The following is a 22,052-nucleotide window of genomic DNA, read 5'->3' as shown; positions in this document are numbered from 1 at the left end:
GGTGCCAGGAGCGGACATTATTTAGGTGTCAGACAGGTATCTCAGGGACAGATTATCCCCGGATGGCTGGCTTAATATCTGTTAAAGATTTCACACCCACAGGCCGATAAAAACAGGAGCGACAGAAACGTAAGGAGATGCGCATGTATGGAAAACTGGTTATTACGGGAATAATAGTAACGTTGTTAAGTGGATGTTCGGCTGGGTTTAGGCCTTCTCTGGAAGACTATAAAGGTTCAGATGCAGCCAGGGTTCGTGCTGCATCTGAGGGCAATACAGCCCTGCAATTTTACGAAAAACAGCCGAGTGGCTGTTATAAAAAAGTTTTAGAGCGCCGGGTTACGGCTGGTCTGGCTATTCTCGGTATTCCTGTTTCAGGAAATAAAAAAATCGGAATGCCAGAATCAAGTAACAATAAGGGGGTTTTCATTAATGAATTTACTATCAAGCCGGGGCAACTGATAAGTATAATTCATTACTGGACTCAGCCGGGCTACTACCAAAATACAGAACGATCTGTCTCCACCAGATTCATTCCTCAGCCAAATCATGATTACGATATCGTCGTCACTGGCTCAGAATTTGGCGGGGATAGCGTATCGGTGAGAGATCTGGATCCAGGCGCTAAGATAGTTGGCTGGGAAGGTAATTACTGCCCCTCCGGTATATTTGATTAATTGCATGACGCTGGTCACCGTGTGTACGCTTAAGCCCACCCTGGAGTGGGCTTTTTCATGTGGTACTCAAACCAGGCAGAGGTTGAGGACAATAGCTGTTACGGGATTCAGCGCAAGGCTAAGTCAGCGTAGCGGTGTGGTGCGCCAGGGGCCTGGAGGAAGACGGAGATAAAGTGCGTTTAGCGAAACGGTGCTTACAATTCATAGAGTTACATAATATTAATACCGCCAGACCACTTCATGAGCTGTTCTACACTTACACATTCAATCAAGCCGTTTGATTGAAAAAGCAGCATCACTGAGAGGGTGGCGACCGCAAAGCGTCACGCAGCCGCAGCCTTCATAACTGATCATGCCCGTGAGGAGAACACCATGAAAGCAGTTGTCTATAACGGACCTTTTGACGTTTCAGTCAAAGAGGTTCCGGATCCCAAAATCGTTCGCCCTACCGATGTGCTTGTCCGTATTACCACCACCAATATCTGCGGTTCAGATCTGCATATGTACGAAGGACGCACCAGCTTCGAACAGGGGCGCATCTTTGGTCATGAAAATCTGGGGCAGGTCATTGAAATCGGCAGCGCGGTTGAGCGGGTCAAAGTCGGGGATTATGTCTGTCTGCCCTTTAATGTCGGCTGCGGATTCTGTGAAAATTGCGAGAAAGGGTTAACCGGCTACTGCCTGACGGCCAATCCGGGTACGGCCGGTGCCGCCTATGGCTTTGCTGAAATGGGCGAGTGGGATGGCGGCCAGGCGGAGTTACTGCGTGTGCCCTATGCTGACTTTAACTGTCTGGTGCTGCCGCCGGATGCGGTGGAAAAAGAGGAAGACTACGTTTTACTTTCCGACATCTTCCCCACCGGCTGGCATGCCACTGAACTGGCAGGATTGCGCCCCGGAGAGAGTGTGGCGATTTACGGCGCAGGCCCGGTCGGCCTGATGGCTGCTCACTCGGCCATGATCAAAGGCGCATCGCAGGTGTTTGTGGTTGATACCCATCCGGACAGACTGGCGCTGGCCGAACAACTGGGTGCAGTAGCGATCAATGGTGTGGGCGATGACGCAGTAAACAAAATTCTCGAGTTAACCGACGGGCGCGGCACGGATTGCGGTTGCGAGTGTGTGGGATATCAATGCTGCAATAAACATGGCCACGAGGATAACTCTGCCACGCTCAACAGCCTTGTCGCGTCAACTAAGGCCACGGGCGGCATCGGTGCGGTCGGCGTTTTTGTTCCGCAGGATCCCGGAGGCGCGACCGACCTGGCCAAAGAGGGTAAAGTGCCATTCGATTTTGGGAATTTCTGGTTCAAAGGTCAGTCAATCAAGACCGGTCAGTGTAATGTCAAAGCGTACAACCGCCAGCTCGCAAGGCTTATCCATCAGGGCAGGGCCAATCCGGCGCAGATCATCTCCCATCGTCTCGCTCTGGCGGACGCTGCCGATGGCTATAAGCATTTTGATGATCGTGATAATGGCTGGACAAAAGTCATTCTGAAACCCTGAAAGCCAAGTAACTCACAAGAGCTAAGACACATTCAGGCGGTGGGAAGAGGGAGAACGAAAACTGCCTGCCTGTCTGTGGCTGACTATATCTGGCATTACCACGCTTATGAAACATCAGCGCAAACCCGATAAAGCGCTTAAGCAGTCCCGCTGTTAAGCGCCATGAACTGAGCTGCAAGACGTCAGATATCTGCATACTGGGGTTAGTTGAACACACCGTTAATCACGGCGGTCACAACTGCTGTGCTCAACGCAATAAGCACTAAATCATCTCCAACCGCGCGCCACTCGTAGCCGGGGTAGTAAGGCAGCGCATTTATCATGGATGCTGGCAAATTTTTCTTAGCAATACCCGGTGGCAATGCTTTCCCACGCGCCACTTTCTTAGCGATTCCCGGTGGCAGAGATTGATAGCCTACCAAACCATAGTTGACGGCGAGCGCTCGTGCCTGAGAGAAGCTGATATCAGATTGAACATGATCGGGGTGCCGGGCGTTCTTGCGATGTCCATGTTCGTTTTTCGACGATGCGTAACCCTGCTCTTTATTTCCGTGCGCGCCATTATTACCGTGATTGCCATTGCCATTGCCATTGCCATTGCCATTGCCATTGCCAGGGTTTGCATAAGCCGGTGCAACAAAAACGGCGAAACCAATCAACAGAGCAAAGGTTGTTTTGAGCGTGCGTTGCGTGAGCATGACTGATGTCCTTAATAGTATGTGTTGCCTGATTGAAATATAGAACGAGGCGGCAATCTTAACCATCACCTCATTTCTGAAATATCAGTAATGTAATAAGCCGGACATGTCTGGGACTCACTCTGAACGCGGGCATTCCACTGCTTAGCCTCTGAATCCAGGGGGGTACCTGCCGGCTCGTGACTATTGAGAGAAATGTCCGCTCGTCGCGCAAAGCGGACATTGACGCTTCGAATCAACTTAGAGACGAATCAGGACAACCGTTAAGTCGCCCTGAAAAGGGGGCTAAAGCGGTAAAACGGTTTCCACGGTGTGCTGAAAAACGTATGGATCTGAAAGTAACTCAAATTGTTCGTCATCCGGATACGTCACTGCCACGTGATAGTTTTCTCCCGCGAAAGTCTTTACTGACTGCAGATCCTTCCAGTAAGTTGCCAGAAAGAAATGCTCCCAGTCACCCTGTGTTTCTCTGCGCACATAAGCGCCTATATTCCCGGCAATGCTTCGTGAATGTTCCACACCTGTCTTCTCAAGGTGTTTCGCAAAATCTTCAGCGTGTTTAAGCGGAACACAACCGTGCCAGGTTCTTACAATCATTCGCCTTTCCTCTTAATGTGGCAAGGAGGTAACCCTATCATCGCAATTCACTTAACGGTGTAATTTCTGAAGGACGAGTTGTTTAATACAAAATAAATTTATGACGACCGAAGCCTATTTACTCTTACCTGTATGTCCGTTTTTCGCTCATCGAGGCATTCGTCGGTGGGGAAGTCCGCTCCGTGCCGGCCCGTTATTTCTGTAGTCTGGCTGCGGCTTTCAGCGTCGCCTGCCGCCGCTTTTCAATAAATGGCGCAACCTGTTGCTGAGCTTTTTTCAGCTGTTCTTCAGATGCGGAGCGGGGCGAGCCACAGTCAAAGGGCGGGGCAGGGTCATATTCCATATGCAGCTGAATGTTTTGCGCGATATCCGGTCCGAACATCTCTGATACGACGCTGAGGGCAAAATCGATACCTGAAGTCACACCGGCGCCCGTTATACGGTTGCGGTCGCGTACAACACGCTCATTTACTGGCTCTGCGCCCAATAGCGCCAGCTGATCCAGCGAAGCCCAGTGCGTCGTCGCTTTATATCCCTCAAGAAGCCCGGCCGCGCCCAGCACAAGCGATCCGGTGCATACTGACGTTACCAGCTTCGCCTGTTTACTTTTAGCCCGGATAAACGACAGGACTTCTTCATCCTCCATCAGGTTTATCTGCCCCGGCCCGCCGGGAATACATATTATATCCAGCGCGGGACACGCGTCGAACGTGGTGGTTGGCTGAATCGCCATCCCCCGGTCTGACACCACAAGGTCCAGATTTTTCCAGATGAGATGCACTTTCGTGTCTGGTGCCCGCGCAAAGACTTCAAACGGACCGGTCAGGTCAAGCTGCGTAAGCGCAGGGAACAGCAGCAGACCGATGGATGTAGATGCAGAATCACTCATAAATAATGCCTTCATTGTGTGCCAGCAGCCGACATCGCTGCGGTAAGTTATGAATCACTGCAACAGACGATGCAGAGAAACCGCCATCAGCAATAGTGGCATATTTCCCCAGCATCAATGAGTTTGTTTTATTCGCGAAAAATACTCGTGTTTGAATGACGGCGACAAGCCAAATGTCCATAAGCCTGAATGGCCGCGCTGGCATCGTCGCCATCCAGTGAAAGCATAATCACCCGATCGGAATCTCATCTATGTCAGTATAAATTTTTAACCCGCGTTCTCTGCCAATCCGTATATCGTTATCGGCGCCGTGCGACGCGCCCGGCATACGTAAGATCGCGTCGCAATGTTGAATAAGCCGATGTGCAACCGGATAAAGATAAGCCTCACTGATTTCATCACCGATTGCCTTTGAACCTGCGGCGGCGGCAAGAGGTAATGCCAGCCATTCTCCAATCACCGGCGTATGCCCTCTGTGATAAACCTGCAGAGCGGCTTCATCTAATTTTTGTATATTGGCGTGAATTAAGGCCGGGTCTCCTTCGGTGCCGCTGCGCACAGGGCCGGCAATCAGGATCAGCATGGTATTGGCTCCTCAAAATGGACATTCATGGCAACGTATTGCAGTAACATTATGGTTTTCGCATCCATAATCTCCCCGCTGCGAATTGCGCTCAGGGCCTGAGTCAAAGGCCATTCCAGTACTTCAATATCCTCGCCCTCATCGGCAAGGCCACCGCCTTTGCTCTGGCGATCGTCATCAGCATATTCGGCGATAAAGAAATAGAGTTTCTCGGTAACCGAACCCGGACTCATAAAGGCTTCCATGACTTTTTCAATATGCTGCACCCGGTAACCGGTTTCTTCTTCTGCCTCCGCGACAATGCGGGTTTCCGGCGAAGCGTTATCGAGCAGCCCGGCAGCCGCTTCAATCAAAAAACCTTGGTGACCATTAATGAAAACCGGCAAGCGAAACTGGCGGGTCAGCACCACGCTGCGCTTTTGGCGATTATAGAGAAGCACGACGGCACCATTACCGCGGTCATACGCTTCACGTTGCTGCTTCTGCCACGAGCCGTCACGGCGCTGCAATTCAAAGGTGTATTTTTTCAGGGTGTACCAGTTGTCGGACAACAGCTGCTCACGGATATTGCGTATTTTCTGCTGCATAGCTTGCCTCCTGAAGATGACAAAACAGACGCTATCATGCATAATCGTGCAAATTCAAGAAAAAACGTGAGCGGGTAATTATGCTATCAAGCCAGCGAAAACAACAGATTCTGAAGATTCTGGCGGCTGAAAATCAGGTGATGTCAGGTGAGCTCAGTCAGCGTTTCGGCATATCCGAGGACTCAATACGCCGCGATTTGCGCGAGCTGGCCGCTGAAGGACTGTTACAGCGCGTGCACGGCGGCGCGCTGCCGGTGTCAGCCGCGCTGGCATCCTTCGAGAAACGCAAAAACGTGCAAATGAGTTCCAAGCAGTGTGTGGCGCAAAAGGCGGTGAAGCTGATTCAACCCGGTCAGGTAGTGATTATTGACGGCGGAACCACCACCGCAGAACTGGTGCAGTTGCTGCCAGCAGACCTGGCTTTCACGGCGATCACCCACAGCCCCGGTATTGCGGTTGCGCTGGTGGATTTTCCGCGGGTAGAAGTGATAACCCTGGGCGGGCTGCTCTATCGCCACTCGGTGGTCGCGGTGGGATCGGCTGTCCATGAGGCGGCTGCGCGTATTAATGCTGATCTGTTTTTCATGGGCGTTACCGGCGTGCATAAAACCGCCGGCCTCACGACCGGCAACTATGAAGAGGCCGGCATAAAGCGCGCGCTGGCGGGGAGAGCCGCCGAGACCGTTGTCATGGTGTCAAAAGAGAAACTCAATTCCGCCTCCGCCTTCGCGATTGGGGATCTGGATCTGGCCAGTGCGCTGATTGTCGATGGCGAACCTGATAAAGAGCTGCGCATGGCTTTAAAGCAGAAGCATGTCTCGCTGTTGTAGTGTTCTACGCTGCCTTTTTGACGCATCTGCGAAACAGATCGGTTCGTGATTGTGCATGACCTGCATGGCAAAGCTGTGAATGTCCGTGACCTGCCCCAAAAGATTGATACACCGCGTTGTCAGTAATATCCGCAGATCGCTCAAAGCTGAAACTCACCAGAGCCAACGCCGTTTTGGCTCTTGCCAGGCCCCCTGCCAAAGGTCAAAACGCTTGAGTTGTTCAAGTTTGTGTAGAACGACATCTTCACCTACGGATGAGAGAGTTCGCTCTGGAATTGAAATGCCGAAAAGGCCTTCAGCAATAGCGAATATTTCACAACCTGATGTCAGTGAGCCCAAAGATTTTTCTATCTTCTTAAGATCAGCTTTTACAATTAACTGAAGTCCCATCAGAATTTAAACTCCACAATTGCTACCTGCTCGAATGCTTCTTTAATCTGGGCCAGGACCAGGTCGGAGATCGATTGTCCTCTGATATCATAGACGACCCGACAAGTTTGAATGTGCGATGGAAGTTGCGATAGTCCATAGGATATTCTGGCAATATTATACGCAATACTGAGTTTTATTGATTCCGGAGATGCCAGGCTGTGGCTGGCTACAAGTATAAACTCTCCATGAACTTCATTAATAAAATCCGGGACGAACATTACACCTCCCTTTTATTACCTTCACCGATTTCTATCAATTGAATGTCTTTACGTCAGAATTTATCATAACAGTTATCCTTCTCAAAAATCGATGTACGTTCTTAGCTCATAGTGGACTTAACATTATGTAGTCAAAAGATGTAACCATGCATCAAGGCTGTCGTTTTAACCTTTTCCATTGCTCGAGAGTCAGAGTGAACATCAGGTTAGCCGGTGGGTCCTCAGGATTGTCTATCCTTTGGTTAAACAACAGACCTGCTTTTTCAAGAACGCGGCGAGAGGCGATATGATTTTCGCGTGTAACTCCGACAATTTCAGGAAGTTTTAGCTCGTCGAATGCATATATTAAAGCGCGACAGGCAAGCTCGGTTGCATAACCTTTCCCCCATGATTCTGGTTCAAACCGGTAGCCCAAATTATTCGTTTGTCGGCCATTGAACTGACTGACAAATACACCTCCAAAGCCAATGATCCTTTCTGGATCCGCCTTTTCAGAAACAGCCCAGTCGTCAAACCCATAACGCTCACGATCTGCGGTTCGCTGCAGGATAACATTACGACTATGCTCAATGTCCCGATGTGGACCCCTCGGGTTAAACGCGTGAGTTCTGATGTCACCGTAAATGCCAAACAGCGCATCCAGATCGGACATTACTACTGGTCTGTAAAGCAGCCTTTCTGACTCCCAGTACATTACTCTCTTCATTCCATGTAAGTGATTTGTTTAAACACATTAATATGTGAGACATAGGCTGAGAAGCATTTCTTTGAAACCTTTCAGCACTGATATCAAAAGCTGTCTACCCGGTTTCTCTGTAGGGACCGTATGATGCGGTTGCTGACGTCCGCTTTGTGCCAGAAGCGGACGTTTTCAGCCAGTCCTGCCAGCTATCTTGTGCTCATAGCAAGTTTAGCCGCGAAGCATAAAAATAAGCCCCCTGTTGCTCTGTCCATCATCTGGACAACGCGATTTTTCTTCAAAATAGCTGACGCAAAATGCGTGCTTAAAATGAGTGTGACTGACCATATAGTCCCAATCGCCACGTGGATGCTGACCAGGATAAAAGTCCATATCAAAGGAGAGTGACCGGCAGGTATGAACTGCGGCAAAAAGGAGACATAGAAAATGCCCATTTTAGGGTTTAGCACATTTCCCAACATTCCTCTGATAAACCAGTTCCCCTGAAAACCATTGTCATCATCGCCATCACTGAAAGATGATCGGGGACGTATCAGCAGTTGTAAACCCAGCCAGCTCAGGTAGACCGCGCCACAAACTTTAAGCACCGTATAAGCCATTTCTGAAACCACCAGAAGTGCACCAAGGCCTAATGCGACCAACGCCCCCCATAAAAAACAGCCAGCATCAATGCCAAGCGCAGCGTGAAAAGCCTTTTTGCCGCCCTCTGCACAAGCAGTGCGCAAAATAAGTGCCGTATCGAGGCCGGGGGTCAGGGTAAGTAACAATGCTGCGAGAGAGAATGCGAAGAGAGAATCGTTAACAGTCATTTTCTTTGTCCGAAAGAGCAGATGTTAATCATTTAGTTCCCTGTAATCAATCTAACAAATATCAGTTTTAAGTGTCCGCTTTTCGCTCATAGCGGACCATGCTCCGCGTCTGTCCGCTTTGTGCCAGAAGCGGACTTTGCAAACATCACTGTTTCAATAAGCAGATAACGGGCTATGCCATGTGGACTTCATTGACTGTGCTCCATCAACTCTAGCGTCTGACCATCAGGGCTTTGTAAATATATTACTCTGGTTCCCTTCATGGGGCCTGACAACACTGTCTGAGGTTTACCCGGCGTCTTCCAGCCATAGTCCGATGCTTTGCTCAACAGTGTATCAAGATCTTCAACTGTAAAAGCAAGGTGAGCGTAGCCTGGGATATAAGGTGCTGAAGGTTCTGCTGGCTGCTCTATATTACTATATTGTAGTAATTCAATTTTGATACCAGCCAGTTCAAGCAAAGCCATCCGTACATCAGCTCCCCTTGCACCTGTGACTTCATCGATTATGGGTCCAGACATTTTTCCTTCGCGTATTAATTCACCTCCAAGGATATGAGTCCAGAAGAACACGGAGTCTTCAATGTTTTTAACTGAAAAACCAACGTGATTAACACTTAAGATCATTCGATTACCTGCTGAGTTTCGAAAATTGACTATCCAACTATATGAAAAGAAAGCTTTATTGCTACACAATAAATGCGATGGGATTTGTACAGGAAAAAGCATTACTGAAATCGGTTTAACTATGCATTTATGATGGATACACAGCATCAGATGGATAGAAACCAGCTCCCGTTGATAAATAAGCAACCATGCTATAAGCCTTAATGCCGTTCAGTTAAGTCCCAAATTCACTTACCGCACATTTCGTAGCGGCGCGATTAATCGCGCCTACTAATAGTAGCACCGTGCCCATCAATGCTTCGCGCAATAAATTGCACCGCTACAAAAATGTGCCTGCTGTTTACTCTCAATTGATAAGCATTATGCTATAAGCCTGCATTTTTTGTCGATAAATAGCTGATGACCGCTTCGCGCTCATAGCTGAAATGGACTTGTGCTAAGTCCTCTGTAGGCTAAAAGCGGACATTATTATTGATGGCCGCCGATAAAATGCTGACCTTTTGCCTGATCTTACAGCACTTCTACCACTTCAAATTCTTCAGCAATCAACTCCATATCTTCTGAAAAATGACCTTCACGGCTAAAAAAGCGCTGGTGTTCTTTCTGCCAGAATTCAAGACTTAAATCGCCTTCACCTTCTTTGCGGGCAAACGCTTCTGTAACATCACAAAAACGCACCAGCCGCAGTGAAATCAATCTGATCACACAGACCGGGGTATTCTGACCATCAAGAATAATGTTATAGCTCCCAATCTTCGGAGCAGACTCCTCCTGCTGGTAAGCGGTAAACGATCCGCAGGAAGCTGTTTTGATGCCTTTTTTTACCAGTTCCGCCAGCTTGCTGGCCAGTTCTGCGCTGTCACCCATTTGCCAGGCATCTGCGCCAGGATACTTCACTTTTATTTCCTCAACCGCAAACATGAAAATTCCCTCAATCGTCGGTGAATGAAAAGTTAAATCGTTTATAGCATGAACTGTTCCGGTATTGAGAATCAGGCTGATCGTCGCATATCGTGGTCCACTTTTTGCTCAACGCGGACACTTACGTAAATCCAGACGACAGGAGGCTAAGACCTAAAGTGCAAACCTGCGCGAGCCAATGACACAAAGGATTACGCCGAGCGTTATGAGAATCATCATCGGGCTTACCGTTTCAGACAGTAACGTTGCTGAAAGCCCGAGACCAAAGAATGGCTGCAGCAACTGTAATTGTCCCACAGCGGCGATGCCGCCCGCAGCCAGTCCCCTGTACCAGAAAATGAAACCAATCAGCATACTGAACAGCGATACATATCCCAGTGAAAGCCACGCCTGCAGGCTTATTTCGCCCATGTTCTCCGGCAAGGTCTCCAGGGTGGCAACAAGCATCAGCGGCAGGGACATAATCAGTGCCCAGCAGATAACCTGCCATCCTCCCAATTCACGCGAAAGCTTTGCACCTTCGGCATAGCCGAGGCCACACACAATCACGGAAGCCAGCATCAGAAGATCGCCGGTTACTGATACAGAACCCTTCTGGAGTAGGGCAAATCCCATCACTAGCAGACTGCCGGCAACAGAAAAAATCCAGAAAGCCAGCCTGGGCCTGTCGCCTCCCCGGATAACGCCGAAAATAGCCGTCGCCATGGGCAGCAGACCGAGGAAGACAATAGAGTGAGCCGAGGTAACGTGCTGCAGCGCCATGGCTGTCAGAAGAGGAAAACCAACCACTACACCTGCAGCAACGACAACCAGAGAAATCAGCTGATGTCGCTGAGGACGAGCCTGACTTAAAAAGAGAATCAGCATAATGGCCAGCACACCGGCAATTGCAGCGCGTGAAAAAGTCAGAAAAAAGGGATCCATTTCCCGCACTGCTATGCGTGTTGCGGGCAAAGAGCCACTGAAGATGATCACGCCGGTCAGCCCGTTCAGCCAACCTGACTTCAGGCCAGTATGTGTATTTATTACCCTGGTAGCTGTCACAAATGACCTCATTAAGTTCGATAAATGATTTAACAGATAACGTTGACAGCGCCCATGCTAAGTAACAGCATCTATGACAATCAAATAATTGTCATAGATACAATCCATGAAAGCTCGATACAAAGTCATCGTGGATGAATTCGCTTCCGCGATACGAACAGGCGCGCTCCTGCCGGGCGCCCGCCTGCCTACCCACAGAGCGCTGTCGGCTGAAAAGCACGTGTCACTGGCAACGGCTACCCGCGTTTACGCTGAGCTGGAAGCCATGGGGCTGGTGAGCGGAGAAACCGGAAGAGGAACGTTTGTCAGAGAAATTTCGCTGCCCGCCGGGCTGGGTCTGGATCAGCACGCAGTGGCGTCTGACGTGCTCGATCTGAACTTCAACTATCCTTCGCTACCGGACCAGGCGGAACGATTACGCGAAGCAATGCGACAGCTGGCCACATCTGGCGATCTGGCTTCACTGTTGCGTTACCAGCCGCACGCTGGCAGGCAAAGCGACAGGGAGACAATCGCGTTATGGCTTAATGACTCCGGCATGACCGCGTCTGCTGATGAGGTTTTGATTGTAAATGGCGCGCAGCACGGTCTTAGCGTTGCTGTTATGGGGCTGCTGAAACCCGGGGATGTGGTGGCTGTAGATGCTCTGACCTATCCTGGCTTCAAAGCCCTGGCCAGCCTCTATCATCTGGAGCTGGTGGCGATACCCGCTGATGCCAGTGGACCGGACCTGACGGCATTCAGGCAAATCTGCCAACGCCGGCGCCTGCGCGCGGTGTATACCATGCCAACACTGCATAACCCGCTTGGCTGGGTTATGAATGATGCCCAGCGCAGGGAGCTGGCCCGGATTGCCAGAACGTTCGATCTTCTTATCATCGAAGACGCGGCCTATGCATTTCTTGTCCGTCGTCCACCGCCGCCGCTTGCCACTTATGCGCCCGAAAGAACCGTTTATGTTACCGGTTTTGCTAAAAGTGTCGCCACTGGCCTGCGCGTCGGTGCCGTGGTGTGTCCCGCTGAAATGCGAATTACCCTGGAGCGAGCCATCAGGGCAACGACCTGGAATACTTCCTCCCTCATGGTTTCGATTGTCTGCGACTGGATTAAAGATGGCACACTTAAACGCTTTGAGGCGCTGAAAAGACGGGACGCGCGTCACCGGCAGGCGCTGGCGCGCAAAATACTTGTGAACTGTGAATGGGTAAGCCATGACAACTCTTACTTTATCTGGCTATCACTGCCTCAGGAAGTGAGAGCTGACAGGCTTGTTCACCGATTGATGCAGCAACATATCTCTGTTGCCACAGCAGAACCCTTTAGCACCTCAAACTGTGTGCCGCATGCTATTCGTCTGGCTCTTGGCTCAGTCACGATGAATCAGCTGAGCGAGGCCCTGGCGAAAATTAAAGAGGCTATTGAGTATGAGATTGATCTTTGAGCGCTGTCCGCTCCTCGCTCATAACAAACCGTAGCTGCGTGCATGCCCACCTGCCTCTGGTGTGGATGTGGCTTACATCATGCCCGAGCATCTGCACAGGCAGTGCAAAACCTCTTCGCCTGCTCCAGTGACGCTGTTCACAATCCGTGCAATTTAAAAGACATCGCGGTGACTTTGCAGTCATAAAACCCGTTGCGGAGTGTTTTAAATGTAACAATATTGTTAATTAATAGATCTTTTAATGTTGTAAAATGGCAGCAGAAGCCATCATAAAGCTCAGAATCGTGCCACAACTTTCTCTCAATTAACTATTATTTAACATATATGATTATAAAATTTAACATTTATGGGCTTTGCTCACATTTCCTTCACATCTGCGCGAAAACCTATGTACGGGTAAGTTAATCTCTGAGCGTGAATTAAATAGCAACCGCCTGTTCCCTATACCAGAACCTCATCAGAAAGGTACCAAAATGAAATTTAACCTCGCATTAGTCAGTGCATGTGTGGTTTCAGCGTGCATGTTATTCACAACACCCTCATTCGCTGCCAAACCTTACGATATCGCCGTGGTGGCCAAAGTTACCGGTATTCCGTGGTTCACCCGCATGGAAGTCGGCGTAAAAGAAGCCGCGCAGAAACTGGATGTTAACGCCTATCAGGTTGGCGCCTCCACGCCCGATCCGGCGCAGCAGGTCAAGGTGATTGAAGATCTGATTGCCAAAAAAGTTGACGCCATCATTGTGGTGCCAAACGATGCCAAAGTACTGGAGCCGGTACTGAAAAAAGCGCGCGACCAGGGCATCGTGGTATTAACCCATGAATCGCCGGACCAGCAAATTGGTCAGTGGGATGTTGAAACCATCGACAGCCAGAAATATGCGGAAGCCAATATGGACGAGCTGGCAAAAGATATGGGTGGCAAAGGCGGTTATGCCATTTATGTCGGCTCACTGACCGTGCCATTGCATAATGCGTGGGCCAATGCGGCAATCAAATATCAGAAAGAAAAATACCCGGACATGCATGAAGTCACGTCACGCCTGCCAGTGGCTGAAAATATTGATAAGTCATACTCCACCACGCTGGATTTGATGAAAACCTATCCTGATCTGAAAGGGATTATCGGTTTCGGCTCGCTCGGTCCGATCGGTGCCGGTCAGGCGGTTCAGCAGAAGCGGGCGAAAAATAAAATCGCGGTTGTCGGTATTGCGATGCCAGCACAGGCTGCGCCATACCTGATGCGCGGTGACATTAAGAAAGTCCTGCTGTGGGATCCAAAAGATGCCGGTTACGCCCTGGTTTCGGTGGCCGATCAGCTGCTGCAGGGTAAAGAAGTCACTAAAGACCTGAGCATTGAAGGTCTGGGCAAAGCCGATGTCGATATGGATAAGAAAGTGATTCGCTTTAATAAAATTCTCGAAGTAACGCCAGAGAATGCGAAATCACTTGGCTTCTGATCAGAATGTTTAACACCTTAATTTAACGGAGATAGATTATCTCCAGCGCCACACCAGGCAAATAGAAACAGATACGGCGTTGTATGTTGTGCTGTATCTGAACTTCTACTCAGAAATTGAAAACATATACCCTGAATAATTCGCGTCAGGCGCGGCGAAAGTCAGTGAAATTCGATGAGATTTAAATAAATGATTCGGATAAGCGAGCATCGTCAACACCCGACTGGAAATAGGATGGGCAGGCTTAAGGATCTATGATGAATACGCTCAGCACGTCCCCCGCCAATGCTGAGGCCTTTATTAGCCTCGAAAAAATCAGTAAAAAGTTCCCCGGCGTATTAGCACTGGATAATGTCAGCCTGACGCTGAATAAAGGTGAGGTGCATTGTCTGGCCGGGCAGAATGGCTGCGGCAAAAGCACCATAATTAAAGTCATTTCCGGGGTTTATCAACCGGAAAAAGGCGCGGCCATCACGCTGGACGGAAAACTCTTTCATACCCTGACGCCACAGCTATCTTCTTATTACGGCATTCAGGTTATTTATCAGGATTTGTCGTTATTTCCCAATCTGTCAGTCGCCGAAAATATCGTTATTCACCGCTATTTACCGGGCGGTGATTTCTGGGTACATCGCGAGTCAATGCGCAAAAAAGCACTGGCGGCGATGCAACGGGTCGGCGTTGCTCTGGATCCGGATCGTAAAGTTGAAAAGCTGTCGATCGCCGACCGCCAGTTAGTGGCAATATGCCGTGCCATCGCTGCTGACGCCAGCCTGGTGATTATGGATGAACCGACGGCGTCACTGACCCGCAGCGAGGTGAATGGTTTGCTGCGGGTGGTGAATGAACTCAAAGCCGCCGGTATCTGCGTGGTGTTCGTCAGTCACCGTCTCGATGAAGTGATGGAAGTGGCCGATCGTATCAGCGTGATGCGCGACGGCAAACTGGTCGGCACCTATCCGGCCAGTGAACTCGACAGCCATGAACTGGCGTTCCTGATGACCGGGCAGCGCTTTACCTACAGCCACCTGCCACACCGGGCGCCGGCCGATGTGACGCCGCTGCTGGAAGTCAGCCAGCTGAGCCGTAAAGGGCAGTACCACGATATTTCGCTGTCGCTGCGCCAGGGAGAAATTACGTCGATTATCGGCCTGCTCGGTTCGGGCCGCACGGAACTCTGTCTGAGCCTGTTTGGCATGAGCCAGCCGGACAGCGGAGAGATCCGCATTAACGGCAAGGTGGTGAAATTCCACTCTAACCGCGACGCCATTCGTCACGGCATCGCCTATGTGTCGGAAGACCGACTGACGCAGGGGCTCATCATGGATCAATCCATTTATGACAACACGCTGGTATCGATTTTCGACAAGCTGCATACCGGCACCGGATTAATGGATCACCGCAAAGCCGCGGCGGTGGTTAAAGACCTGATCCGTGACCTGAACATTAAAGTCCCGGACAGCAGTTTACCGGTTAAAACGCTCTCCGGCGGCAATGCACAACGTATCGCCATCGCCAAATGGGTGGCGACGCGGCCCCATATCCTGATCCTCGATTCACCAACGGTAGGGGTGGATATTGCCAATAAAGAAGGCATTTACCGCATTGCCCGCGATCTGGCGGAATCCGGCATGGCGGTGCTGATGATTTGCGATGAAATCCCGGAAGCGTATTACAACAGCCATCGCGTGCTGGTGATGCGCAAAGGCGAACTGGTAGCGGAGTTCGCGCCGCACCAGAGCAGCGAAGCGCAGATTGCGGAGGTGATTAATGGGTAACAAATCGCTATCGAAACTGTTTACTCAGCACGAATTCTGGCTGGGATTACTGGTGCTGCTGCTGGTGGTGGGTCTGAGCGCCAGCAGCAGTGAATTTATGACGCTGGGTAACCTGACAGACGTCGCCACCAGCTATGCCATTCTGGGCATTCTGGCCTGTGGTCTGTTTGTGGTGCTGATTGCCGGCGGCATCGACATCTCCTTTCCCGCTGTCACCTCCATCGGTCAGTACGTGATGGCGAGCTACATCATTCATCACGGCGGCAGCTTTCCGCTGGCGTTTGCCATGTCGATGGGAATCGGTTTGCTGCTCGGCCTGGTCAACGGTTTTCTGGTGTACTGGCTGCGCGTGCCGGCCATCATTATCACTATCGCGACACTCAACCTGTTTTACGGTTTGCTGGTGTATCTGACTAACGGCACCTGGTTGTACGGTTTCCCCGACTGGTTTATGAATGGGATCAGCTGGTTCTCGTTCACCGCCGCCGACGGTTACGACTATGGCCTGACCCTGCCGCTGCTTTGCCTGTTGGGAGTGATCATCGTTACCGGCGTCCTGATGAATCGCACCCGCGTGGGTCGCCAGATTTACGCCATGGGCAGCAACCGTGACGCCGCATCGCGTCTCGGTCTGAACATCCTGCGGCTGCATTTTTACGTTTACGGTTTTATGGGATTGCTGGCGGGTATTGCTGCGGTGGTACAGGCGCAAATTACCCAGTCGGTGGCACCTAATTCCCTGCTCGGTTATGAACTGACGGTGCTGGCGGCGGTGGTATTAGGCGGCACCAGCATGACCGGCGGGCGCGGCTCGCTAACCGGCACCATTCTGGGCGTGATGCTGCTGGCCTTCCTGCAAAATGGCATGACCCTGCTGAGCATTTCATCTTACTGGCATCAGGTGTTCAGCGGCGCGATCATTCTGGTCAGCATTAGCAGCACCGCGTGGAACGAAAAACGCAAACTGGCGAAGGGGATGTGACATGACCACCTTAAACCGATTCTTCCCCGGCGACCGCATCATCCGTTTGCAGTTGCTGATCATTGTGGCCGTTGCCGTGCTGTTCTCCTTTACGCTGGGTGGCAGCTTTTACAGCGTCGGCAATTTCCAGTCGATCTCCTCGCAGTTACCGATTCTGGGCATGCTGGCGCTGGGGATGGGCATTACCATGCTGACCGGCGGGATCAACCTTTCGATCATTGCCGGTGCCAACGCGTGTTCGCTGGTGATGGCGGCGATTCTGGTGGCGCATCCGAACCAGCCGGAATATGTCGCGCTGGCGCTGCTTGCGGGTCTGGCGGTGGCGCTGGTGATTGGGGTGCTCAATGGCGCGCTGATCGCCTTTATCGGGGTTTCACCGATTCTGGCGACCCTCGGCACCATGACGCTGATCGCCGGACTGAATATTCTGCTGACCAACGGCGCGGTAATTTCCGGCTTCCCGCCGGTGATTCAGTACCTCAGCAACGGCAGCCTGCTGGGTATTCCGGTCGCCCTGGTGCTATTCCTGCTGGTGGCACTGCTGCTGTGGGTGTTTCTGGAACACACTACGCTCGGCCGCAGCCTGTATCTGATGGGTTCCAGCGAGCAGGCGACGCGGTTCAGCGGGGTCAACACGCATAAAGTCACCATCGCGGTGTACGTCCTTTCAGCTCTGCTGGGGTGGGGCGCGGCACTGCTAATGATGTCCAAATTTAACTCGGCACAGGCTGGCTACGGCGACTCCTATTTACTGGTGACCATTCTGGCCTCGGTGCTTGGCGGCATTAACCCTGACGGCGGTTTTGGCCGGGTGATTGGGCTGGTGCTGGCGCTCATCGTGCTGCAAATGCTGGAAAGCGGCCTGAACCTGATGGGCGTCAGTAGTTACCTGACCATGGCGCTGTGGGGTTGTGTCCTGATCCTGTTTATCGCTCTGCAAAACAGAAAATCATAAGCGAAAGCTTTTCAAGAAAGGAAAGAACATGGCGAGTTATTTTATTGGCGTCGACGTAGGAACCGGCAGCGCCCGCGCGGGCGTCTTCGATATGACTGGCCGTATGCTCGGCCAGGCCAGCCGGGAGATCACGCTCTACCGCCCGAAAGCTGATTTTGTTGAGCAATCCTCTGATGAGATCTGGCAGTCCGTGTGTAACGCGATTAAAGACGTGGTCAGTCAGGCGGATATCAACCCGATTCAGGTGAAAGGCATCGGTTTTGACGCCACCTGTTCGCTGGTGGTGCTGGATAAAGAAGGCAAACCGCTGACCGTGAGCCCGACCGGGCGCAGCGAGCAGAACATTATTGTCTGGATGGATCACCGCGCTATCACGCAGGCAGAACGCATCAATGCCACCGGCCATCGCGTGCTGGAGTTTGTCGGCGGGATTATCTCGCCGGAAATGCAGACCCCCAAACTGCTGTGGCTGAAACAGCACATGCCGACCACCTGGAGCAACGTCGGGCATCTTTTCGACCTGCCGGATTTCCTCACCTGGCGTGCCACCCAGGATACTACGCGATCGCTGTGCTCAACCGTCTGCAAATGGACCTATATCGGCCATGAAGACCGCTGGGATCCGAGCTATTTCCGCCAGATTGGCCTGGAGGATTTACTGGAAAACAACGCGGCAAAGATCGGCAGCGAAGTGAAAACCATGGGTGAGCCGCTGGGGCATGGCCTGACGCAGCGCGCCGCCGCAGAGATGGGGTTAATGGCGGGCACGGCGGTCAGCGTTTCGATTATTGATGCGCACGCCGGCAGCCTCGGTATTCTCGGTGCCAGCGGCGCATCCGGCGAATCAGCGGATTTTGACAACCGCATCGCGCTGATTGGCGGCACGTCCACGGCCCATATGGCGATGTCGCGCAGCGCGCGCTATATCGGTGGCATCTGGGGGCCGTACTATTCGTCGATTTTGCCGGATTACTGGCTGAACGAAGGCGGACAATCCACCACCGGCGCGCTGATTGACCATGTGATTCAGTCGCATCCGTGTTATCAGGATCTGCTCAAGCAGGGCAAAGACAGCGGCAAAACCATCTATGAAGTGCTCAACGGCATACTGCGCAAGATGGCGGGAGAACCCGAGAATATTGCCTTCCTGACCAAAGACATTCATATGCTGCCTTATTTCCATGGCAACCGCTCACCGCGTGCCAATCCGACCCTGACCGGCACGCTGACTGGCCTGAAACTGTCACGCACGCCGGAAGACATGGCGCTGCATTATCTCGCCACCATTCAGGCGCTGGCGCTTGGCACTCGTCACATTATTGAGACCATGAACCAGAGTGGTTACTGCATTGATACCATTATGGCCAGCGGGGGCGGCACCAAAAATCCCATCTTTGTACAGGAGCACTCCAACGCGACGGGCTGCGCGATGCTGTTGCCGGAAGAGAGTGAAGCCATGTTGCTCGGCAGCGCGATGATGGGCACTGTGGCGGCGGGCGCGTACGACTCTTTGCCCGAAGCGATGGCCGCCATGAGCCGCATCGGTAAGACCATCACGCCGCAGACCAACAAAATCAAAGAGTATTACGACCGTAAATACCGCGTATTCCATGAGATGTACCATGACAGCATGAAATACCGGCAGCTGATGCAGGGAAAAACTGAATAAATGCGGAAGAAGCAGGGCTGTAATCACAGCCCTGTGACGGAAGCGGCGGTTGCGGTTATTTTTGCCCATCCGCCTGAAGCACCCTTTTCGCCACAATCCGCATTTCCACCAGGGCGTTTTCCGGAATGAACTCTGACACGCCGATGGCAGACCATGCCGGGTAGGGGGCTTTGATATACACATCTTTGACCTTAGAGAATACCCCGATGTGTTTTTTAAGATCGATATGAAAGGTGGTCATCTCCAGTATATGTTCATAGTCCAGTCCGGCCGCGTTTAAATACACACCCAGCTTGTAAAACGCATCATGGAATTGTTCTTCAGGGTGGGTACTTATCGGTTTGTCTTTCCGCGCTGCCGTTACACCGGAAAGATACAGGGTGCCATCGGCTTCGATAACGGGAGAGAAGTGCCAGTCATGGTAATAGTGCTGAAATTCTTCAGGAACGATCGATTTTTTCATGGTTTTTTCTCTGATTGATGACCTGGGCAATGGCCGCCTGTTTAAAACCGCATGTCTGGCGAACTGCCCGATCGGGTACTCTTAACATAAAACGGCGCAGAAGATCCGCAGCAGGTCGGTGTCATCGCCTTTTTTATTTTTCCACAGGTGATACCGCTGAGCGAAATCGGGTTATTGTCATGGCTCACCCTGCTTAACATCAGGCCGGACACAGTGTGGCAGACGGTGCCGGACGACTGAAGGAGACGACGATGCACCGGGTAGGTTTACTGATTTCCGATCATTTCCAGGTTCTGGGATTATCAACTCTAAGTATTTTTGAGTTTGCCAATCAGGTAAACGGCGAACCGTTTTATCACTGCACGGTTTATTCAGAGCGCGGTGGCACCGTGAAATCCTCTGCCGGCTTCGGCGTCGACAGCCAGCCGATTCATGCCGACCTGGAAATGGATACCTGGCTGGTGGCGGGCGTGATGGCGCCGCTGGAGCAACCGGCCACACCGGGTATCGTTGATTTTCTGCAGGCGCAGGCTCCCCGTGCCCGGCGGGTGGCCGGGATCTGCACCGGCGCATTCGTGCTGGGGCAGGCCGGTCTGTTATCGGAGCGCCGCGCCACTACGCACTGGGTACATGCCCAGAGTCTGCAACTGCTGCACCCGACGACGCGAATAGAAGAAGACCGCATCTTCATTATTGACGATCACATCTGGACCTCGGCGGGACTCACCGCCGGGCTGGATATGGCGCTGGGAATGGTGGAGAAAGATCTTGGTGCCGAAGTGGCACGCAGTGTGGCACACCTGCTGGTCATGCATCACCGCCGCTCCGGCGGACAGACGCAGCACTCTGAGATGCTGATGCTCTCTCCGCGCAGCGACCGGCTGCAGTCGGCGCTGGAATATGCGCGCAACAATCTCAGCAAAGCGCTGACCATCGAAGACCTTGCGGATGCGGTTCACCTGAGCGCGCGGCAGCTCAGCCGCCTGTTCCGTTCTGAGACGGGCAAGTCGCCGGCCAAAGCCATCGAGGGATTACGACTGGAAAACGCCCGCTTGCTGATCGAGCAGAGCAGGCTGCCGATGGAGGTGATAGCCCGTGAATCCGGCTTCCGCGACCGCCGCCACATGCGTGAGGTCTTCATTCGCGGTTACGGCATTCCGCCGCAGTCGCTGCGCACCGGTAAAGCCTGACGCGCGCTGTCACGCCTGAACGCCTTCTGATCACGATGGCCGGAATCCCGGTCATCATGTTGTCCGAAATCACGACCTTTCTCGTCAGCCGCGCCGGTGCGCGACTGCGTACTATGAATTCACCAACCCGATAACTGACAAGGTGAATATCATGACGCAGCAGACACACACCAACCGCGGCACTGCCGTTGTCACCGGTGCCTCTACCGGTATGGGCGCACTGTACGCCGGCCGCCTGGCACGCATGGGCTATGACCTGATCATCGTGGCCCGCAATCACAACCGCCTGAACCAGCTGGCTGAACACATCACCACCGACAGCGGCCGCAGCGTGGAAGTTATCACCGCGGACCTGGCCGATGCTGCACAGCTGAACGCGCTGGAAGAAAAGCTGCGTCAGGACGCGAGCATCACACTGCTGGTGAATAACGCCGGCATCGGCACCCATACCCCATTGCTGGACAGCGACGTGACGCAGATGAACGCCATGATTAACCTCAACGTCATCGCGCTGACCCGCCTGACCTATGCGCTGGTGCCGGGCATGGTGGCGCGCGGACGCGGCGCCATCATCAACATCGCCTCGATCGTCAGCATTGCGCCTGAGCTGCTGAATGGCGTCTACGGCGGCAGCAAGGCTTACGTGCTGGCGTTCAGTCAGTCGCTGCACCATGAACTGGCCGGTAAGGGGATTCAGGTGCAGGCTGTACTGCCTGGCGCTACCGCGACGCCGTTCTGGGATAACGGCGGTCTGCCGGTTGACCAGCTTGACCCGCACATCGTCATGAGCGCGCAGGAGATGGTTGATGCGGCGCTCACCGGCTTCGCCCGCGGCGAGCTCATTACCATTCCGTCCCTGCAGGACGAAGCGCTCTGGACCCGCTATGAGCAGGCGCGTCAGGCCATGATGCCGCATCTCGGCAGCGACGCGCCGGCTGAACGCTATCGGCCCGTCTCTGTGCACTGAATGCCCCCTTATTCAGAATCGCAATCCCAA

The 22,052-nt window shown here is 52.3% G+C and carries 23 protein-coding genes; 11 read left to right on the top strand and 12 right to left on the bottom strand.

Annotation, left to right across the window (positions count from 1 at the left end; all coding sequences use genetic code 11):
• Positions 1-143 precede the first annotated feature (143 nt).
• Positions 144-677 carry a hypothetical protein gene (locus tag C1N84_RS20560; protein ID WP_021508788.1) on the top strand — a complete coding sequence of 178 codons (534 nt, stop codon included), beginning with the start codon at positions 144-146 and terminating at the stop codon, positions 675-677.
• Positions 678-1,049: 372 nt separating this feature from the next.
• Positions 1,050-2,183 (top strand): glutathione-independent formaldehyde dehydrogenase, encoded by a 1,134-nt coding sequence (locus C1N84_RS20555; RefSeq protein ID WP_264444318.1) that lies wholly within the window; start codon positions 1,050-1,052, stop codon positions 2,181-2,183.
• Positions 2,184-2,386: 203 nt separating this feature from the next.
• On the opposite strand, the gene C1N84_RS20550 is transcribed toward C1N84_RS20555, so the two are convergent.
• The 5 genes from C1N84_RS20550 to C1N84_RS20530 all read right to left on the bottom strand — a co-directional run bounded on the left by C1N84_RS20550 (position 2,387) and on the right by C1N84_RS20530 (position 5,537).
• On the bottom strand, positions 2,387-2,881 hold the full coding sequence (locus C1N84_RS20550; RefSeq protein ID WP_104093634.1) for an anti-virulence regulator CigR family protein: 495 nt from the start codon (positions 2,879-2,881) through the stop codon (positions 2,387-2,389).
• Between the two features lie 285 nt (positions 2,882-3,166).
• Positions 3,167-3,478: a hypothetical protein gene (locus C1N84_RS20545; protein ID WP_088517478.1), complete on the bottom strand. Its 312-nt coding sequence runs from the start codon at positions 3,476-3,478 to the stop codon at positions 3,167-3,169.
• A 193-nt stretch (positions 3,479-3,671) separates the two neighbouring features.
• Entirely contained in the window at positions 3,672-4,367 is a 696-nt protein-coding gene (locus tag C1N84_RS20540) for a DJ-1/PfpI family protein (RefSeq protein WP_136546607.1), read from the bottom strand.
• Between the two features lie 229 nt (positions 4,368-4,596).
• Complete coding sequence (locus tag C1N84_RS20535) at positions 4,597-4,950, bottom strand: NUDIX hydrolase (RefSeq protein WP_104093483.1); 354 nt, start codon at positions 4,948-4,950, stop codon at positions 4,597-4,599.
• Complete coding sequence (locus C1N84_RS20530; RefSeq protein WP_021508782.1) at positions 4,944-5,537, bottom strand: NUDIX domain-containing protein; 594 nt, start codon at positions 5,535-5,537, stop codon at positions 4,944-4,946. The genes C1N84_RS20535 and C1N84_RS20530 overlap by 7 nt, the downstream gene beginning before the upstream one ends.
• 80 nt (positions 5,538-5,617) lie before the next feature.
• Here C1N84_RS20530 and C1N84_RS20525 point away from each other — a divergent pair, with 80 nt between their 5' ends.
• Complete coding sequence (locus tag C1N84_RS20525) at positions 5,618-6,367, top strand: DeoR/GlpR family DNA-binding transcription regulator (protein ID WP_104093484.1); 750 nt, start codon at positions 5,618-5,620, stop codon at positions 6,365-6,367.
• Positions 6,368-6,520: 153 nt separating this feature from the next.
• Here the strand turns inward: C1N84_RS20525 and C1N84_RS20520 are convergent, their stop codons facing one another.
• The 6 genes from C1N84_RS20520 to C1N84_RS20495 form a co-directional block, all read right to left on the bottom strand.
• Positions 6,521-6,757 carry a hypothetical protein gene (locus C1N84_RS20520; protein ID WP_072208584.1) on the bottom strand — a complete coding sequence of 79 codons (237 nt, stop codon included), beginning with the start codon at positions 6,755-6,757 and terminating at the stop codon, positions 6,521-6,523.
• A gap of 411 nt (positions 6,758-7,168) precedes the next feature.
• Positions 7,169-7,711, bottom strand: coding sequence for a GNAT family N-acetyltransferase (locus tag C1N84_RS20515; RefSeq protein WP_104093486.1), 543 nt, complete (start codon positions 7,709-7,711; stop codon positions 7,169-7,171).
• A gap of 194 nt (positions 7,712-7,905) precedes the next feature.
• The gene (locus C1N84_RS20510; protein ID WP_104093487.1) at positions 7,906-8,526 is read right to left on the bottom strand and encodes a LysE family translocator; all 621 of its coding nucleotides are present in this window, start codon (positions 8,524-8,526) and stop codon (positions 7,906-7,908) included.
• Between the two features lie 188 nt (positions 8,527-8,714).
• Complete coding sequence (locus C1N84_RS20505; protein WP_104093488.1) at positions 8,715-9,152, bottom strand: VOC family protein; 438 nt, start codon at positions 9,150-9,152, stop codon at positions 8,715-8,717.
• Positions 9,153-9,662: 510 nt separating this feature from the next.
• Positions 9,663-10,073 (bottom strand): ASCH domain-containing protein, encoded by a 411-nt coding sequence (locus C1N84_RS20500; RefSeq protein WP_021508779.1) that lies wholly within the window; start codon positions 10,071-10,073, stop codon positions 9,663-9,665.
• A gap of 153 nt (positions 10,074-10,226) precedes the next feature.
• Positions 10,227-11,129 (bottom strand): DMT family transporter, encoded by a 903-nt coding sequence (locus C1N84_RS20495; protein WP_394541912.1) that lies wholly within the window; start codon positions 11,127-11,129, stop codon positions 10,227-10,229.
• A 94-nt stretch (positions 11,130-11,223) separates the two neighbouring features.
• Between C1N84_RS20495 and C1N84_RS20490 the strand changes: the two genes are divergently transcribed.
• The 6 genes from C1N84_RS20490 to C1N84_RS20465 all read left to right on the top strand — a co-directional run bounded on the left by C1N84_RS20490 (position 11,224) and on the right by C1N84_RS20465 (position 19,402).
• On the top strand, positions 11,224-12,558 hold the full coding sequence (locus C1N84_RS20490; RefSeq protein WP_264444337.1) for an aminotransferase-like domain-containing protein: 1,335 nt from the start codon (positions 11,224-11,226) through the stop codon (positions 12,556-12,558).
• Between the two features lie 473 nt (positions 12,559-13,031).
• Positions 13,032-14,018 (top strand): autoinducer 2 ABC transporter substrate-binding protein, encoded by a 987-nt coding sequence (locus C1N84_RS20485; RefSeq protein WP_031279943.1) that lies wholly within the window; start codon positions 13,032-13,034, stop codon positions 14,016-14,018.
• 257 nt (positions 14,019-14,275) lie between these two features.
• Complete coding sequence (locus C1N84_RS20480) at positions 14,276-15,796, top strand: sugar ABC transporter ATP-binding protein (RefSeq protein ID WP_264444754.1); 1,521 nt, start codon at positions 14,276-14,278, stop codon at positions 15,794-15,796.
• On the top strand, positions 15,789-16,778 hold the full coding sequence (locus tag C1N84_RS20475; RefSeq protein WP_021508774.1) for an ABC transporter permease: 990 nt from the start codon (positions 15,789-15,791) through the stop codon (positions 16,776-16,778). Before C1N84_RS20480 ends, C1N84_RS20475 begins: the two co-directional genes overlap by 8 nt.
• Position 16,779: 1 nt before the next feature.
• Positions 16,780-17,733, top strand: coding sequence for an ABC transporter permease (locus tag C1N84_RS20470; protein WP_058781969.1), 954 nt, complete (start codon positions 16,780-16,782; stop codon positions 17,731-17,733).
• A 28-nt stretch (positions 17,734-17,761) separates the two neighbouring features.
• Complete coding sequence (locus C1N84_RS20465; protein ID WP_264444342.1) at positions 17,762-19,402, top strand: FGGY-family carbohydrate kinase; 1,641 nt, start codon at positions 17,762-17,764, stop codon at positions 19,400-19,402.
• 55 nt (positions 19,403-19,457) lie between these two features.
• On the opposite strand, the gene C1N84_RS20460 is transcribed toward C1N84_RS20465, so the two are convergent.
• The gene (locus C1N84_RS20460) at positions 19,458-19,865 is read right to left on the bottom strand and encodes a Rid family hydrolase (protein WP_021508771.1); all 408 of its coding nucleotides are present in this window, start codon (positions 19,863-19,865) and stop codon (positions 19,458-19,460) included.
• Between the two features lie 251 nt (positions 19,866-20,116).
• Here C1N84_RS20460 and C1N84_RS20455 point away from each other — a divergent pair, with 251 nt between their 5' ends.
• On the top strand, positions 20,117-21,055 hold the full coding sequence (locus C1N84_RS20455) for a GlxA family transcriptional regulator (RefSeq protein WP_211725601.1): 939 nt from the start codon (positions 20,117-20,119) through the stop codon (positions 21,053-21,055).
• A 151-nt stretch (positions 21,056-21,206) separates the two neighbouring features.
• The gene (locus C1N84_RS20450) at positions 21,207-22,022 is read left to right on the top strand and encodes an SDR family NAD(P)-dependent oxidoreductase (protein ID WP_264444346.1); all 816 of its coding nucleotides are present in this window, start codon (positions 21,207-21,209) and stop codon (positions 22,020-22,022) included.
• The last annotated feature ends 30 nt before the right edge of the window (positions 22,023-22,052 follow it).

The organism is Pantoea sp. SGAir0418, assembly GCF_043529865.1.
This window is presented reverse-complemented; position numbering and strand designations above follow the sequence as displayed.

Excerpts from the sequence above, each read along its gene's own strand:
- C1N84_RS20550 (WP_104093634.1), bottom strand. The coding sequence starts at position 2,881 with ATGCTCACGCAACGCACGCTCAAAACAACCTTTGCTCTGTTGATTGGT.
- C1N84_RS20510 (WP_104093487.1), bottom strand. The coding sequence starts at position 8,526 with ATGACTGTTAACGATTCTCTCTTCGCATTCTCTCTCGCAGCATTGTTA.
- C1N84_RS20545 (WP_088517478.1), bottom strand. The coding sequence starts at position 3,478 with ATGATTGTAAGAACCTGGCACGGTTGTGTTCCGCTTAAACACGCTGAA.
- C1N84_RS20560 (WP_021508788.1), top strand. The coding sequence starts at position 144 with ATGTATGGAAAACTGGTTATTACGGGAATAATAGTAACGTTGTTAAGT.
- C1N84_RS20505 (WP_104093488.1), bottom strand. The coding sequence starts at position 9,152 with ATGATCTTAAGTGTTAATCACGTTGGTTTTTCAGTTAAAAACATTGAA.
- C1N84_RS20450 (WP_264444346.1), top strand. The coding sequence starts at position 21,207 with ATGACGCAGCAGACACACACCAACCGCGGCACTGCCGTTGTCACCGGT.
- C1N84_RS20555 (WP_264444318.1), top strand. The coding sequence starts at position 1,050 with ATGAAAGCAGTTGTCTATAACGGACCTTTTGACGTTTCAGTCAAAGAG.
- C1N84_RS20540 (WP_136546607.1), bottom strand. The coding sequence starts at position 4,367 with ATGAGTGATTCTGCATCTACATCCATCGGTCTGCTGCTGTTCCCTGCG.
- C1N84_RS20500 (WP_021508779.1), bottom strand. The coding sequence starts at position 10,073 with ATGTTTGCGGTTGAGGAAATAAAAGTGAAGTATCCTGGCGCAGATGCC.
- C1N84_RS20485 (WP_031279943.1), top strand. The coding sequence starts at position 13,032 with ATGAAATTTAACCTCGCATTAGTCAGTGCATGTGTGGTTTCAGCGTGC.
- C1N84_RS20460 (WP_021508771.1), bottom strand. The coding sequence starts at position 19,865 with ATGAAAAAATCGATCGTTCCTGAAGAATTTCAGCACTATTACCATGAC.
- C1N84_RS20535 (WP_104093483.1), bottom strand. The coding sequence starts at position 4,950 with ATGCTGATCCTGATTGCCGGCCCTGTGCGCAGCGGCACCGAAGGAGAC.
- C1N84_RS20470 (WP_058781969.1), top strand. The coding sequence starts at position 16,780 with ATGACCACCTTAAACCGATTCTTCCCCGGCGACCGCATCATCCGTTTG.
- C1N84_RS20520 (WP_072208584.1), bottom strand. The coding sequence starts at position 6,757 with ATGGGACTTCAGTTAATTGTAAAAGCTGATCTTAAGAAGATAGAAAAA.
- C1N84_RS20525 (WP_104093484.1), top strand. The coding sequence starts at position 5,618 with ATGCTATCAAGCCAGCGAAAACAACAGATTCTGAAGATTCTGGCGGCT.
- C1N84_RS20515 (WP_104093486.1), bottom strand. The coding sequence starts at position 7,711 with ATGTACTGGGAGTCAGAAAGGCTGCTTTACAGACCAGTAGTAATGTCC.
- C1N84_RS20465 (WP_264444342.1), top strand. The coding sequence starts at position 17,762 with ATGGCGAGTTATTTTATTGGCGTCGACGTAGGAACCGGCAGCGCCCGC.
- C1N84_RS20480 (WP_264444754.1), top strand. The coding sequence starts at position 14,276 with ATGAATACGCTCAGCACGTCCCCCGCCAATGCTGAGGCCTTTATTAGC.
- C1N84_RS20490 (WP_264444337.1), top strand. The coding sequence starts at position 11,224 with ATGAAAGCTCGATACAAAGTCATCGTGGATGAATTCGCTTCCGCGATA.
- C1N84_RS20530 (WP_021508782.1), bottom strand. The coding sequence starts at position 5,537 with ATGCAGCAGAAAATACGCAATATCCGTGAGCAGCTGTTGTCCGACAAC.
- C1N84_RS20475 (WP_021508774.1), top strand. The coding sequence starts at position 15,789 with ATGGGTAACAAATCGCTATCGAAACTGTTTACTCAGCACGAATTCTGG.
- C1N84_RS20495 (WP_394541912.1), bottom strand. The coding sequence starts at position 11,129 with ATGAGGTCATTTGTGACAGCTACCAGGGTAATAAATACACATACTGGC.
- C1N84_RS20455 (WP_211725601.1), top strand. The coding sequence starts at position 20,117 with ATGCACCGGGTAGGTTTACTGATTTCCGATCATTTCCAGGTTCTGGGA.